The 12801-nt window shown below is 60.6% G+C and carries 15 protein-coding genes; all 15 read left to right on the plus strand.

Annotated elements, in window-relative coordinates:
- Positions 1–25: 25 nt before the first annotated feature.
- The 15 genes from UIB01_RS05750 (at position 26) to bamB (ending at position 12769) form a co-directional block, all read left to right on the plus strand.
- Positions 26–1240 (plus strand): IscS subfamily cysteine desulfurase, encoded by a 1215-nt coding sequence (locus tag UIB01_RS05750; protein ID WP_038657719.1) that lies wholly within the window; start codon positions 26–28, stop codon positions 1238–1240.
- Positions 1241–1283: 43 nt separating this feature from the next.
- Positions 1284–1670, plus strand: coding sequence for a Fe-S cluster assembly scaffold IscU (gene iscU / locus UIB01_RS05755; protein ID WP_038657721.1), 387 nt, complete (start codon positions 1284–1286; stop codon positions 1668–1670).
- Positions 1671–1681: 11 nt separating this feature from the next.
- Positions 1682–2005: an iron-sulfur cluster assembly protein IscA gene (gene iscA / locus UIB01_RS05760; RefSeq protein ID WP_038657723.1), complete on the plus strand. Its 324-nt coding sequence runs from the start codon at positions 1682–1684 to the stop codon at positions 2003–2005.
- Positions 2006–2012: 7 nt separating this feature from the next.
- Positions 2013–2534: a co-chaperone HscB gene (hscB, locus tag UIB01_RS05765; protein ID WP_038657725.1), complete on the plus strand. Its 522-nt coding sequence runs from the start codon at positions 2013–2015 to the stop codon at positions 2532–2534.
- 41 nt (positions 2535–2575) lie between these two features.
- A complete protein-coding gene (gene hscA / locus UIB01_RS05770; RefSeq protein WP_038657727.1) occupies positions 2576–4438 on the plus strand; it encodes a Fe-S protein assembly chaperone HscA in 1863 nt (620 codons plus the stop codon).
- A gap of 5 nt (positions 4439–4443) precedes the next feature.
- Complete coding sequence (fdx, locus tag UIB01_RS05775) at positions 4444–4782, plus strand: ISC system 2Fe-2S type ferredoxin (protein ID WP_038657729.1); 339 nt, start codon at positions 4444–4446, stop codon at positions 4780–4782.
- 8 nt (positions 4783–4790) lie between these two features.
- Positions 4791–4991, plus strand: a complete 201-nt coding sequence (gene iscX / locus UIB01_RS05780) for a Fe-S cluster assembly protein IscX (RefSeq protein ID WP_038657731.1) — start codon at positions 4791–4793, stop codon at positions 4989–4991.
- Between the two features lie 166 nt (positions 4992–5157).
- A complete protein-coding gene (gene ndk / locus UIB01_RS05785) occupies positions 5158–5589 on the plus strand; it encodes a nucleoside-diphosphate kinase (protein ID WP_003284654.1) in 432 nt (143 codons plus the stop codon).
- A 19-nt stretch (positions 5590–5608) separates the two neighbouring features.
- Positions 5609–6757 (plus strand): dual-specificity RNA methyltransferase RlmN, encoded by a 1149-nt coding sequence (rlmN, locus tag UIB01_RS05790; RefSeq protein WP_038657733.1) that lies wholly within the window; start codon positions 5609–5611, stop codon positions 6755–6757.
- Between the two features lie 11 nt (positions 6758–6768).
- Entirely contained in the window at positions 6769–7527 is a 759-nt protein-coding gene (pilW, locus tag UIB01_RS05795) for a type IV pilus biogenesis/stability protein PilW (RefSeq protein ID WP_038665441.1), read from the plus strand.
- The gene (locus UIB01_RS05800) at positions 7524–8522 is read left to right on the plus strand and encodes a RodZ domain-containing protein (RefSeq protein ID WP_038657735.1); all 999 of its coding nucleotides are present in this window, start codon (positions 7524–7526) and stop codon (positions 8520–8522) included. The genes pilW and UIB01_RS05800 overlap by 4 nt, the downstream gene beginning before the upstream one ends.
- A gap of 7 nt (positions 8523–8529) precedes the next feature.
- On the plus strand, positions 8530–9642 hold the full coding sequence (gene ispG / locus UIB01_RS05805) for a flavodoxin-dependent (E)-4-hydroxy-3-methylbut-2-enyl-diphosphate synthase (protein ID WP_038665442.1): 1113 nt from the start codon (positions 8530–8532) through the stop codon (positions 9640–9642).
- 16 nt (positions 9643–9658) lie between these two features.
- Positions 9659–10948 (plus strand): histidine--tRNA ligase, encoded by a 1290-nt coding sequence (hisS, locus tag UIB01_RS05810; protein WP_038657737.1) that lies wholly within the window; start codon positions 9659–9661, stop codon positions 10946–10948.
- Positions 10949–10975: 27 nt separating this feature from the next.
- A complete protein-coding gene (locus UIB01_RS05815) occupies positions 10976–11617 on the plus strand; it encodes a tetratricopeptide repeat protein (RefSeq protein ID WP_038657739.1) in 642 nt (213 codons plus the stop codon).
- Between the two features lie 3 nt (positions 11618–11620).
- The gene (bamB, locus tag UIB01_RS05820; RefSeq protein ID WP_038657741.1) at positions 11621–12769 is read left to right on the plus strand and encodes an outer membrane protein assembly factor BamB; all 1149 of its coding nucleotides are present in this window, start codon (positions 11621–11623) and stop codon (positions 12767–12769) included.
- The last annotated feature ends 32 nt before the right edge of the window (positions 12770–12801 follow it).

Consider the following 12801-nt stretch of genomic DNA (forward strand, 5'->3'; position numbering starts at 1 on the left):
CGACTGCCTGATAGGAGATATCTGAATGAAATTGCCGATTTACCTGGACTACTCCGCGACCACTCCTGTGGATCCGCGTGTTGCCGCCAAGATGATCGAGTGCCTCACCAACGAAGGCAACTTTGGCAATCCGGCGTCGCGCTCTCACGCGTTTGGCTGGAAGGCCGAGGAAGCTGTAGAGAATGCTCGTCGCCAGGTCGCCGAGCTGGTAAATGCTGACCCGCGCGAAATCGTCTGGACCTCCGGTGCAACCGAATCCGACAACCTGGCGATCAAGGGTGTTGCGCATTTCTACGCATCCAAGGGCAAGCACATCGTCACCACGAAGATCGAACACAAGGCGGTGCTGGATACCACTCGCCAACTCGAGCGCGAAGGCTTCGAAGTAACCTATATCGAACCCGGTGAGGACGGCATCGTCACTCCTGCCATGGTCGAGGCTGCGCTGCGTGACGACACCATTCTGGTGTCGGTCATGCACGTGAACAACGAGATTGGCACTATCAATGACATTACTGCTATTGGTGAGTTGACGCGCTCCCGCGGCATTCTGTTCCATGTCGATGCAGCCCAATCCACAGGTAAGGTCGAGATTGATCTCGAGAAGATGAAGGTCGACCTTATGTCCTTCTCTGCGCACAAGACCTATGGTCCGAAAGGCGTTGGTGCGCTGTATGTCCGCCGTAAGCCACGCGTCCGTCTGGAAGCGCAGATGCACGGCGGCGGTCATGAGCGCGGCATGCGCTCCGGCACCCTGGCGACACATCAGCTGGTTGGCATGGGTGAAGCCTTCCGTATCGCGAAGGAAGAGATGGTTCAGGAAAACGAGCGTATCCGCTCGTTGCGTGATCGCTTCTACAAGCAGGTCGAGCATCTCGAAGAGCTGTACGTGAACGGTAGTATGACGGCTCGCGTGCCGCACAACCTGAATCTCAGCTTCAATTATGTTGAGGGCGAATCGCTGATCATGGCGCTCAAGGACCTGGCTGTATCGTCCGGTTCCGCCTGCACCTCCGCTTCCCTGGAACCCTCCTACGTGCTGCGTGCCTTGGGTCGCAACGATGAGCTGGCGCACAGCTCCATCCGTTTCACCTTTGGCCGATTCACGACCGAAGAAGAAATCGACTACGCAGCGCAGAAGGTGTGTGAGGCCGTCACCAAGCTGCGCGAGCTTTCGCCCCTGTGGGACATGTTCAAAGACGGCGTCGACATTTCCAAGGTCGAGTGGCAAGCCCACTGACCGGCGTCAAGCGCCGCACAGCCTGATCTAAGAGGATTGCACCATGGCATACAGCGATAAGGTCATCGACCACTACGAAAACCCGCGCAACGTCGGCAAGTTCGACGCTGAAGACCCGAGCATCGGTACCGGCATGGTTGGCGCACCGGCCTGCGGCGACGTGATGCGCCTGCAGATCAAGGTCAATGAAGAGGGCGTCATCGAAGATGCCAAGTTCAAGACCTACGGTTGTGGCTCGGCGATCGCCTCCAGCTCCCTCGCCACTGAGTGGATGAAGGGCAAGACTCTGGAAGAAGCGGAGACCATCAAGAATACTCAGCTGGCCGAGGAGCTGGCTCTGCCGCCGGTGAAGATTCACTGCTCCGTGCTCGCCGAAGACGCGATCAAGGCGGCGGTGCGTGATTACCGCGAGAAGAAAGGTCTGCTCTAAGGGAGGTTGCAATGGCTATCACCATGACGCCCGCAGCAGCCCAGCATGTTCGGCGCTCGCTGGACGGGCGTGGCAAGGGTGTAGGTGTGAGGCTTGGGGTGCGTACGACCGGCTGCTCCGGCTTGGCGTACGTTCTCGAGTTCGTCGACGAAGCGGCAGCCGAGGATTCGGTGTTCGAGAGTCACGGGGTCAAGGTGATCATTGATCCCAAAAGCCTCGTATACCTCGACGGCACCGAGCTCGATTTCGTTCGCGAAGGGCTCAACGAGGGCTTCAAGTTCAACAATCCGAACGTGCGTGGCGAATGTGGCTGCGGCGAGAGCTTCAATATCTGAGGACGCCGTGGGTACTCCCTGTCATTTTGCACTGTTCGAGTTGAAGCCCGAGTTCGAGCTGGATCTTGCGCATCTCGCGGATCGGTATCGAGAGCTTGCTCGTCAGGTTCACCCGGACCGCTTCGCCGACGCTGGCGAAAGCGAGCAACGCCAAGCGTTGGAACGTTCCGCCAACCTCAATGAGGCCTACCAGACGCTCAAGAGTCCGAGCCGTCGGGCAAGGTATCTGCTGGCCATCGAGGGACATGAGGTTCCGCTGGAAGCGACTGTTCAGGATCCGGCCTTTCTCATGCAGCAGATGCACTGGCGTGAGGAGCTCGAAGAGCTTCAGGAGCAGGCCGATCTCGACGGGGTTGCGGCGTTCAAATCGCGCTTGAAGCAGGCGCAGCAAGGTCTCAACGATGATTTTGCCCAGATCTGGCGGGTTCCTGAGCGGCGCGCCGATGCCGAGCGCCTGGTTCGACGCATGCAGTTTCTCGACAAGCTGACTCAGGAAGTGCGCCAACTCGAAGAGCGCCTCGACGATTAACCCCGCGCAGCGCTCAGCGCTGCGCCCGATATCAGACAGACATGGCCTTACTTCAGATTGCTGAGCCCGGACAAACCCCACAGCCTCATCAGCGGCGCCTGGCTGTCGGGATAGACCTGGGGACAACGAATTCACTCGTAGCTGCATTGCGCAGCGGTGTCACGGCGCCGCTGGCCGATGCCGATGGGCAGGTGATCCTGCCGTCGGTAGTGCGCTATCACGCTGACCGCGTCGAGGTTGGTGCGCAAGCCAAGCTTGCTGCCGCGGTTGACCCGTTCAATACCATCAGCTCCGTCAAGCGGCTGATGGGGCGCGGTCTAGCCGACGTGAAGCAGTTGGGTGAGCAGCTGCCTTATCGCTTCCGTCAGGCTGAATCGCAGATGCCCTTCATCGAGACGGTGCAGGGTGCCAAAAGTCCCGTGGAGGTCTCGGCGGAAATCCTTCGCATACTCCGCCAGCGTGCCGAGGCGACCTTGGGCGGTGAGCTGGTTGGGGCGGTGATTACCGTTCCGGCCTATTTCGACGATGCCCAGCGTCAGGCGACCAAGGACGCTGCGCGGCTCGCCGGCCTCAATGTGCTGCGTCTGCTCAACGAGCCCACCGCGGCTGCTGTTGCTTACGGTCTGGACCGACAGGCAGAAGGGGTTGTCGCCATTTATGATCTTGGTGGCGGCACTTTCGATATCTCTATTCTGCGTCTGACCAAGGGCGTCTTTGAGGTGTTGGCGACTGGCGGCGACACGGCGCTCGGTGGTGATGACTTCGATCATGCCATAGCGGACTGGATTCTCGAGCGTGCTGGTGTTTCCGGCGATCTTGAGCCGGGCGCGCAGCGTGAATTGCTGAAGATTGCCTGTGACGCCAAGGAGCGTCTCAGCGATGTCGATAGCGTGAATATCGCGTACGCCGGCTGGTCGGGTGTGCTGCATCGCGAGACCTTCGATGCGCTGATCGAGCCGATGATTGCGCGCAGTCTCAAGTCGTGTCGGCGCGCTGTGCGTGACTCGGGTGTGGAGCTGGAAGAGATCACTGCCGTGGTCATGGTCGGCGGTTCGACCCGAGTGCCGAGAGTACGCTCGGCAGTAGGGCAGCTGTTCGGTCGCGATCCGCTGACGGACATCGACCCTGACGAGGTTGTAGCCATTGGTGCGGCGATTCAAGCCGAGACGTTGGCGGGCAACAATCGCGATGGTGAAGAGCTGCTTCTGCTCGATGTGATCCCGCTGTCTCTCGGGCTGGAGACCATGGGCGGTCTGATGGAGAAGATCATTCCGCGCAATACCACGATTCCGGTGGCGCGTGCGCAGGACTTCACCACGTACAAAGACGGCCAGTCGGCCATGATGATTCATGTGCTGCAGGGCGAGCGCGAGCTGATCTCCGACTGCCGTTCGCTGGCTCGATTCGAGTTGCGTGGCATTCCGCCGATGGTCGCCGGGGCGGCAAAGATTCGCGTCACTTTCCAGGTCGATGCTGATGGCTTGCTCAGTGTGTCCGCGCGTGAGTTGGCATCCGGCGTCGAAGCGAGTATTCAGGTCAAGCCTTCTTACGGCCTCACCGATGGCGAAATCGCCAGGATGCTAGAGGACTCCTTCCGTAAGGCAGACGAGGACCGTGACGCCCGTGCCCTGCGTGAGCAGCTGGTTGATGCTCAGCGTCTGCTTGAGGCGGTCGAGGCTGCGCTGGTCGCCGATGGTGAGCGCTTGCTGTCCGCTGAAGAGCGCGTGGCGATCGACTCCCAGGTCGCCGAATTGCGCGGGCTGCTGGACAGTCAGGATGTTGTAGTCATCGAGCGCCAGACCAAACGCCTGAGCCAGATCACCGACGCCTTCGCTGCGCGCCGGCTGGATTCCACCGTCAAGGCCGCGCTGGCCGGGCGGCGGCTAAACGATATCGAGGATTGACCCAGATGCCGCAGATCATTTTCCTGCCCAATGCCGACCATTGCCCTGAAGGCGCCGTTATTGAGGCGCAAACCGGTGAGACGGTGCTGGATGCCGCGCTGCGCAATGGCATCGATATCGAGCACGCGTGCGAAAAATCCTGTGCCTGTACAACCTGCCACGTAGTAGTGCGCGAAGGCTTTCAGTCGTTGGGAGCCTCCGATGAATTGGAAGACGACATGCTAGACAAGGCCTGGGGGCTGGAGCCCAATTCGCGGTTGTCCTGCCAGGCGGTGGTGGCTGACGCCGACCTCGTCGTGGAGATACCGAAGTACACCATCAACCAGGTTTCCGAAGGGCATTGAGGGCAGTCATGCAGCTTAAATGGGGTGATGTGCAGGAAATTGCCATCGAGCTAGCCGAGCGCAGGCCCGATGTCGATCCGCGCTACGTGAATTTCGTTGACTTGCACCGGTGGGTGCTGGAGCTATCGGATTTTGCCGACGAACCCAATCGCGGTGGAGAGAAGGTTCTCGAAGCTATTCAGGCGGCCTGGATCGAAGAGGCCGAATAGGGCGGTTATAAGCTGTCGGTTCTCTTCCAGTTGGGCATGTCGGAGCCGTTCGGCGGTCAATTGCGTCTTCCAGGGTTCCACCCTCTACCCTTATGTTTTGACATGAACCCGCGTATAATCCGCGGGTTTACTCGTTCGCTTTAACCCATCAGTTTTGGAGTCCTACATGGCCCTGCAACGCACCTTCTCCATCATCAAGCCTGACGCTGTCGCCAAGAACGTCATTGGCGAAATCACCACCCGTTTCGAGAAGGCCGGCCTGCGCGTCGTCGCTTCCAAGATGGTTCAGCTGTCCGAGCGCGAAGCTGCCGGCTTCTACGCCGAGCACAGCGAGCGTGGCTTCTTCAAGGACCTGGTTGCTTTCATGACTTCCGGTCCGGTCATCGTTCAGGTTCTGGAAGGCGAAGACGCCATTGCCAAGAACCGTGAGCTGATGGGTGCTACCAACCCGAAAGAAGCTGCTGCCGGCACCATTCGCGCCGATTTCGCTGTTTCCATTGACGAGAACGCTGTGCACGGTTCCGATTCGGAAGCTTCCGCTGCTCGTGAAATCGCTTACTTCTTCGCTGCCACCGAAGTGTGCGCACGCATTCGCTGATTGAGCGAAGGTGAATTCAATGATTGCCACCACCGGTAAAGTGAATCTGCTCGGGCTTACCCAGTCGCAACTGGAGAGCTTCTTCGACTCGATCGGGGAGAAGCGTTTTCGCGCCGGTCAGGTCATGAAGTGGATTCATCATTTTGGCGTCGATGATTTCGACGCCATGAGCAATCTCGGCAAGGCCTTGCGCGAAAAGCTCAAGGCCTGCGCCGAGATTCGCGGCCCGGAGATCGTCAGCGAAGACATCTCCAGCGACGGCACCCGTAAATGGGTCGTTCGTGTCGCATCGGGCAGCTGTGTGGAAACCGTGTATATCCCGCAGGGCGGACGTGGAACGCTGTGCGTCTCCTCGCAGGCCGGTTGTGCGCTGGATTGCAGCTTCTGTTCCACTGGTAAGCAAGGCTTCAACAGTAACCTGACAGCCGCCGAGGTAATCGGCCAAGTCTGGATTGCCAACAAATCATTCGGCTCCATCCCAGCGAAAATCGATCGTGCGATTACCAACGTGGTGATGATGGGGATGGGCGAGCCACTGTTGAATTTCGACAACGTCGTCGCTGCCATGCAGATCATGATGGACGACCTCGGTTACGGCATCTCCAAGCGCAAGGTAACGCTGTCGACCTCCGGCGTCGTGCCGATGATCGATGAGCTGGCCAAGGTCATCGACGTGTCCCTGGCATTGTCGCTGCATGCGCCAAACGATGCGCTGCGCGATCAGCTGGTACCGATCAACAAGAAGTATCCGCTGGATATGTTGCTAGCGGCCTGCAAGCGTTACATCTCGCAGCTTGGCGAGAAACGCGTGCTGACCGTCGAATACACGCTGCTCAAGGGCATCAATGACCAGCCTGAACATGCCGAGCAAATGATTGCTCTGCTGGCGGACATTCCCTGCAAGATTAATTTGATTCCGTTCAATCCATTCCCTCATTCCGGATATGAGCGGCCGAGCAACAATGCCATCCGCCGTTTTCAGGACATCCTGCATAAAGGTGGGCACAATGTGACGGTGCGTACCACCCGCGGCGAAGACATCGACGCGGCTTGCGGTCAGCTCGTCGGCCAGGTTCTGGACCGGACGCGTCGAAGCGAGAGATACATCGCTGTGCGTGAGCTACAGAGCGAGCCCGGTGCGGCGCACGTTGCTTCGAACCGATCCTGAGGGGGATGCTGATGATTCTGCGCGCTGCGCTGCTGCTTCTACTGACCGGCCTTTTGGCCGGTTGTGTGTCTTCGGGAACCGTCGATCCGCTGAGAACTGACGAGGGACGTCAGCAGGCGCGTGACGCCTATATTCAGTTGGGCATCGGTTACCTGCAGCAGGGCGCCGCCGCGCGCGCCAAGACACCTTTGCGCAAGGCGCTGGAGATTGATCCGCGCAGTGCGGACGCGCACGCCGCGCTTGCCCTTGTGTTCCAGACCGAGATGGAGAACGACCTGGCGGATAAGCATTACCGCGAGGCGCTGTCCAGCCGCAAGGACGCTCGCATTTTGAACAACTACGGCAGTTTTCTGTTCGAGCAAAAACGTTACCCAGAGGCCATGGAGCGTTTTCGTCAGGCAGCTGAGGACAACATGTATCCAGAGCGGGCGCGGGTATTTCAGAATCTCGGCATGACTGCTTTGCAGTTGGGGCAGCGTGAGGAGGCCGAGCTTCATTTCACCCGTTCGCTGCGCCTCGACAGCCGTCAGCCTCGCGCATTGCTCGAGCTCGCGCTCATGGCCTTCGACGACAAGCAGTACGTTCCCGCAAAGCGTTACTACGATAGCTTCAGCCAGGTATCCGAGCAGAATGCACGTAGTCTGCTGCTAGGTATTCGCCTGGCCAACATCCATCAGGACCGCGATACGGCTGCCAGCCTGGGGCTGCAGCTGAGGCGGTTGTATCCCGGTACGGATGAGTACAAGCAATATCTTTCGGAGCAACGATGACCGCGCCGCACCAAGAATCCGCTGCACCGATGGGCAACAATCCCGGCGAAACGCTGCGTAAAGCCCGTGAAGACAAGGGCTGGACGCTGGCTGCAGTTGCGCAGCAGTTGAACCTCACCGAGCGCTCGCTGGCCCGTATCGAGGCTGGCGACTTCAGTCAGCTGCCGGGGCATACCTTTGCCCGTGGTTATGTACGCGCTTATGCCAAGTTGCTGGGTCTGGACCAGACCCGCCTGGTCCAGGAGTTCGACCAGCACACCGGCACTAATGCCTCTGGCAGCAATGTCAACAGCCTCGGGCGTATCGAAGAGCCTGGCCGTCTGTCGCGAACCTTCATGCGCTTCTTCGGTTTTGCCTTGCTTTTGGTTCTGGCCGCTGTGGCCTGGTACTGGTGGCAGGAGCGAGCGGCGCGTGAGGCCACACCGCCTCCGGTCTCGGCGCTGGAGCGGATTGAGGTGCAAGGTGCTGACGGCACCACCGAGATTCATCTGCTCGACCGTGCCGACGAGGCTGCCGAGCAACAAGCCGAACAATCGACGCCGATTGCCGATCCTAGCGAAGGCCTAAATCCGGAATCCGGCGAGGCATCGCCAGCTCCCGCTGAGTCGAGCAGTGCCAGCGCGTCAGCTGGGGATGCGTCGCAGTCATTGCCGCTGGCGTTGACTGAAGTTGCGCCCGAAAGCCCTGCCGCGCCCGCCGAGGCTGCGGCCCCAGTTGCGACACCTTCTCCCAGCACCGTTGCTCCAGTCCCCGGTGAGGCTCAGTTGGAGTTGCGCTTTACCGCCGATTGCTGGACTCGGGTGAGCGATGCCGAAGGACGTATGCTCTTCAGCGCGTTGGCCAAGGCAGGTACCAGCACTACGGTCAGCGGCAAGGCGCCGCTGGATGTGCACCTGGGCTACGCTCGCGGCGCACAGCTTAGCTACAACGGCGAAGCCGTGAACCTCGCTCCTCACATGCGCGGCGAGACAGCTCGCCTCAAGCTCGGACAGTAAGTTGACCATGCATTCCGAATCTCCTATCAAGCGCCGCCAATCCCGAAAAATCTGGGTGGGCAGCGTTCCGGTCGGCGGCGATGCGCCGATTTCCGTACAGAGCATGACCAATACCGAAACCTGCGACGTCGAGGCAACGGTTGCGCAGATCCAGCGTCTGGCCAATGCCGGGGCCGATATCGTCAGGGTTTCGGTGCCTTCGATGGAGGCAGCCGAGGCCTTTGGCCGCATCAAGCGACTGGTGCAGTTGCCCCTGGTAGCCGATATCCACTTCGATTATCAGATTGCGCTGCGAGTAGCAGAGCTCGGCGTGGATTGCCTGCGGATCAATCCAGGCAACATCGGCCGCGAGGATCGCGTGCGCGCCGTGGTCGATGCTGCTCGTGACAAGGGCATCCCGATCCGCATCGGGGTGAATGCCGGTTCGCTGGAAAAGGACCTGCAGAAGAAGTACGGCGAGCCGACGCCGCAGGCGCTGGTGGAGTCCGCCCTGCGCCACGTCGATCACCTCGATCGCCTGGACTTCCAGGACTTCAAGGTCAGCGTCAAGGCGTCCGACGTGTTCATGGCGGTCGAGGCCTATCGATTGCTGGCCGGGCAGATCGAGCAGCCGCTGCACCTGGGCATTACCGAGGCGGGTGGCCTGCGTTCCGGCACGGTGAAGTCTGCCGTCGGGCTGGGCATGCTGCTGGCCGAAGGCATCGGTGACACCATTCGCGTGTCGCTGGCGGCAGATCCTGTCGAGGAGATCAAGGTCGGCTTCGATATCCTCAAGTCTCTGCGTCTGCGTTCGCGTGGCATCAACTTCATCGCCTGCCCGAGCTGCTCGCGGCAGAACTTCGATGTGGTCAAGACCATGAACGAGCTGGAAACCCGGGTTGAAGACCTGCTGGTGCCGATAGACGTCGCCGTGATCGGCTGCGTGGTGAACGGCCCGGGGGAGGCCAAGGAGGCGCACGTTGGCCTTACCGGCGGCAGCCCGAACAATCTTGTCTACATCGACGGCAAGCCGGCGCAGAAACTGAACAACGAAAATCTCGTCGATGAGCTGGAGCAGCTCATCCGACGCAAGGCCGCCGAGAAGCTTGCGGCCGACGCGGCGGTCATCGCGCGCAGCTGATCTTTAAGGAATCCCATTGAGCAAGTCCCTGCAAGCCATTCGTGGCATGAACGACATCCTGCCTGCGCAGACCCCGATCTGGCGTTATCTGGAAAGCACCTTCGCGCAACTGCTCGACAGCTACGGCTACAGCGAGATTCGCCTGCCCATCCTGGAGTTCACCGATCTGTTCGCTCGCGGCATCGGTGAAGGCACCGACGTGGTCGACAAAGAGATGTATACCTTCCTCGATCGCAACGAAGAGTCGCTGACCCTGCGTCCTGAAGGCACTGCCGGCTGTGTGCGGGCCGTGCTCGAGCATGGTATGACCGGCGGCGGCCAGGTGCAGAAGCTCTGGTACACCGGGCCGATGTTCCGTTACGAGAAACCGCAGAAGGGCCGCTATCGGCAGTTCCACCAGATCGGGGTGGAAGTCTTCAATCAGCCCGGGCCGGACGTCGACGCCGAACTGATCGTGCTGACCGCGCGTCTGTGGAAGCAGCTAGGTCTCGCCAGCGCCGTGACGCTGCAGCTCAACAGCCTGGGTTCCAGCGAAGCCCGTGCGCGCTACCGCGATGCGCTGGTGGCCTACCTGCAGCAGCGTTTTGATCAGCTCGACGAGGACAGCCAGCGGCGTCTGACGACCAATCCACTGCGTATTCTTGACAGCAAGAATGCCCAGACCCAGGCGCTGCTGGCCGATGCGCCGACGCTGCATGATTACCTCGACGAAGAGTCGCGCGTGCATTTCGAAGGCCTGAAGGCACGTCTCGATGCTGTCGGCATCGCCTACGAAATCAATCCCAAGCTGGTGCGTGGCCTGGATTACTACGGGCGCACGGTGTTCGAGTGGGTTACCGACAAACTGGGCGCGCAGGGCACGGTCTGCGCCGGCGGCCGTTACGATGGCTTGATCAGCCAGTTTGGCGGCAAGCCTACTCCGGGTGTCGGCTTCGCCATGGGCGTAGAACGCCTGGTGCTGCTGCTGGAAACCCTTGGTCTGGTGCCGGATGCCTTGAGCCCGGTACCGCATGCCTATATCTGCGCGTTCGGTGAGCCTGCCGAGCTGGCTGCGCTAGCTCTGGCCGAGCGCCTGCGTGATGCGCTGCCGTGCCTGCGCCTGCTGGTGAACGCCGGTGGCGGCAGCTTCAAAAGCCAATTCAAAAAGGCTGACAAGAGCGGCGCGCGCTTTGCGCTGATCCTGGGTGAGGACGAACTGGCAGGGCGCGTGGTAGGTTGCAAGCCGCTGCGCGACGACAGCGAGCAACAAAGCATTGCCTGGGATGCTCTGCCCGAGCGTCTGGCTGCCTGCCTCGAGCAGGTCTGAGACTAAGCGAATGAAAGGAGTGACAGCGTGACCTCGGGTACCGAAGAAGAAACACTGGCGCAGATCAAAGACTGGTGGCAGCGCAACGGCAAGCCCCTTCTGTTGGGTGCTGTGCTTGCCCTGGTGTTGGTGTTCGGCTGGCAGTTCTGGCAGAACCATCAGGTCAACCAGGCGCAGAATGCCTCGGTGGTTTATCAGCAGCTGCTCGGCGCGGCGCTGGAAGACGGCGAAGCGGATGCAGCGGAAGTTTCGCGACTGGGCAATCTACTGAAGAAAGATTTCGCCGGCACGCATTATGCGCAGTACGGCAGTCTGTTCGTAGCCAAGGTGGCCGTGGAGTCGGGCCGGTTGGACGAGGCGGCGAGCGAGCTGCGCGCCGTTGTCGACAAACCGGCTGATAAGACGCTGGACGAGTTGGCGCGTCAGCGACTGGCGCGCGTGCTGGCGGCACAGGACAAGGCTGAGGAGGCGCTCAAGCTGCTGGATGGCAAGGTCGATCAGCCATTCGCCGCCAGCCGCGAAGAACTCAAGGGCGATCTGCTGGTGCAGCTTGGCCGCAACGACGACGCTCATGCCGCTTACACCAAGGCCAAGGAATCGCTGTCCCAGGATGCCGCCATTGGTGGCCTGCAAATGAAGCTGGATGATCTGGCCCGAGGGGAGGCGTAAACAATGCGCTGGAAGACTGCAGCGTTGCTGACCTTGGCCGTACTGGCCGCAGGTTGCAGCAGCAAGGACACCAAACAGCCGGAGCCGGCAGAACTGGTCAAGTTCAAGGCTGAAATTTCCTTGAAAAAGGAATGGAGCCGCTCAATCGGCGAAGGCCAGGGCAAGACCTATAATCTGCTGACGCCAGTGGTATACGGCGATCAGATCTATGCCGCCGATGTCGAAGGGCTGGTGGTTTCCATGGACCGCCTGACCGGCAAGGTCAACTGGAAGAAGAAGCTCGACAAGCCGGTATCCGGCGCAGTCGGTGCCGGATACGGTCTCGTACTGGTCGGCACCCTGCGCGGGGAAGTGCTGGCACTGGACGTCAGTACGGGCGAGGAGCGCTGGCGCAGTCAGGTCAGCAGTGAAGTGCTGGCCGCTCCGGCCGTCAACGGTGACATCGTGCTGGTCCAGACCCAGGATGATCGCCTGATCGCCCTGGAAATGGACACCGGCGCGCAGCGCTGGAGCTATGAAAGTTCGCCTGCCGTGCTGACGTTGCGCGGCACTGGCGCGCCACTGCTGACCAATCAGCTGGCCATCGCCGGTCTTTCGAGTGGCAAGGTCGTTGCGCTGGATACCCGCCGCGGACTTCCGGTTTGGGAGCAGCGCGTAGCCATTCCGCAAGGTCGTTCGGAGCTCGATCGGGTCGTTGATATCGACGGTGGTCTGCTGCTGTCCGGCGGCACGCTTTACGTCGCAAGCTATCAGGGCCGTGCCGCAGCGCTGGAACTGGAGAGTGGTCGTATCCTCTGGCAGCGCGATGCCTCCAGTTATTCGGGCGCCGCGCTGGGTTATGGCAGTGTTTATCTGAGCCTTGCCGACGGCACCGTCGAAGGCATCGATGAGCGCTCCACCACTGCCTTGTGGCGTAACGATTCCTTGGCCCGTCGCCAGCTTTCGGCTCCCGCCGTGTTTTCCAGCTATGTTGTGGTGGGCGACATCGAAGGCTATCTGCATCTGCTGAGCCAGGTCGATGGTCGTTTCGTCGCCCGCGAGCGTATCGACAGCTCCGGCGTACGTGCACGGCCAGTAGTCGAAGGTGACTGGCTGTACGCATTCGGCAACGACGGCAAGCTGGTGGCGCTGACGATTCGTCAGGCCGACTGACCGCAGGTTGTGCCTACGGCTCCGCCTGGCGG

The organism is Stutzerimonas decontaminans, from assembly GCF_000661915.1.
Classification (GTDB): Bacteria; Pseudomonadota; Gammaproteobacteria; order Pseudomonadales; family Pseudomonadaceae; genus Stutzerimonas; species Stutzerimonas decontaminans.

Coding starts and splice junctions, on each gene's coding strand:
- UIB01_RS05750 (WP_038657719.1), top strand. CDS start 26: ATGAAATTGCCGATTTACCTGGACTACTCCGCGACCACTCCTGTGGAT.
- iscU (WP_038657721.1), top strand. CDS start 1,284: ATGGCATACAGCGATAAGGTCATCGACCACTACGAAAACCCGCGCAAC.
- iscA (WP_038657723.1), top strand. CDS start 1,682: ATGGCTATCACCATGACGCCCGCAGCAGCCCAGCATGTTCGGCGCTCG.
- hscA (WP_038657727.1), top strand. CDS start 2,576: ATGGCCTTACTTCAGATTGCTGAGCCCGGACAAACCCCACAGCCTCAT.
- fdx (WP_038657729.1), top strand. CDS start 4,444: ATGCCGCAGATCATTTTCCTGCCCAATGCCGACCATTGCCCTGAAGGC.
- iscX (WP_038657731.1), top strand. CDS start 4,791: ATGCAGCTTAAATGGGGTGATGTGCAGGAAATTGCCATCGAGCTAGCC.
- ndk (WP_003284654.1), top strand. CDS start 5,158: ATGGCCCTGCAACGCACCTTCTCCATCATCAAGCCTGACGCTGTCGCC.
- rlmN (WP_038657733.1), top strand. CDS start 5,609: ATGATTGCCACCACCGGTAAAGTGAATCTGCTCGGGCTTACCCAGTCG.
- pilW (WP_038665441.1), top strand. CDS start 6,769: ATGATTCTGCGCGCTGCGCTGCTGCTTCTACTGACCGGCCTTTTGGCC.
- UIB01_RS05800 (WP_038657735.1), top strand. CDS start 7,524: ATGACCGCGCCGCACCAAGAATCCGCTGCACCGATGGGCAACAATCCC.
- ispG (WP_038665442.1), top strand. CDS start 8,530: ATGCATTCCGAATCTCCTATCAAGCGCCGCCAATCCCGAAAAATCTGG.
- bamB (WP_038657741.1), top strand. CDS start 11,621: ATGCGCTGGAAGACTGCAGCGTTGCTGACCTTGGCCGTACTGGCCGCA.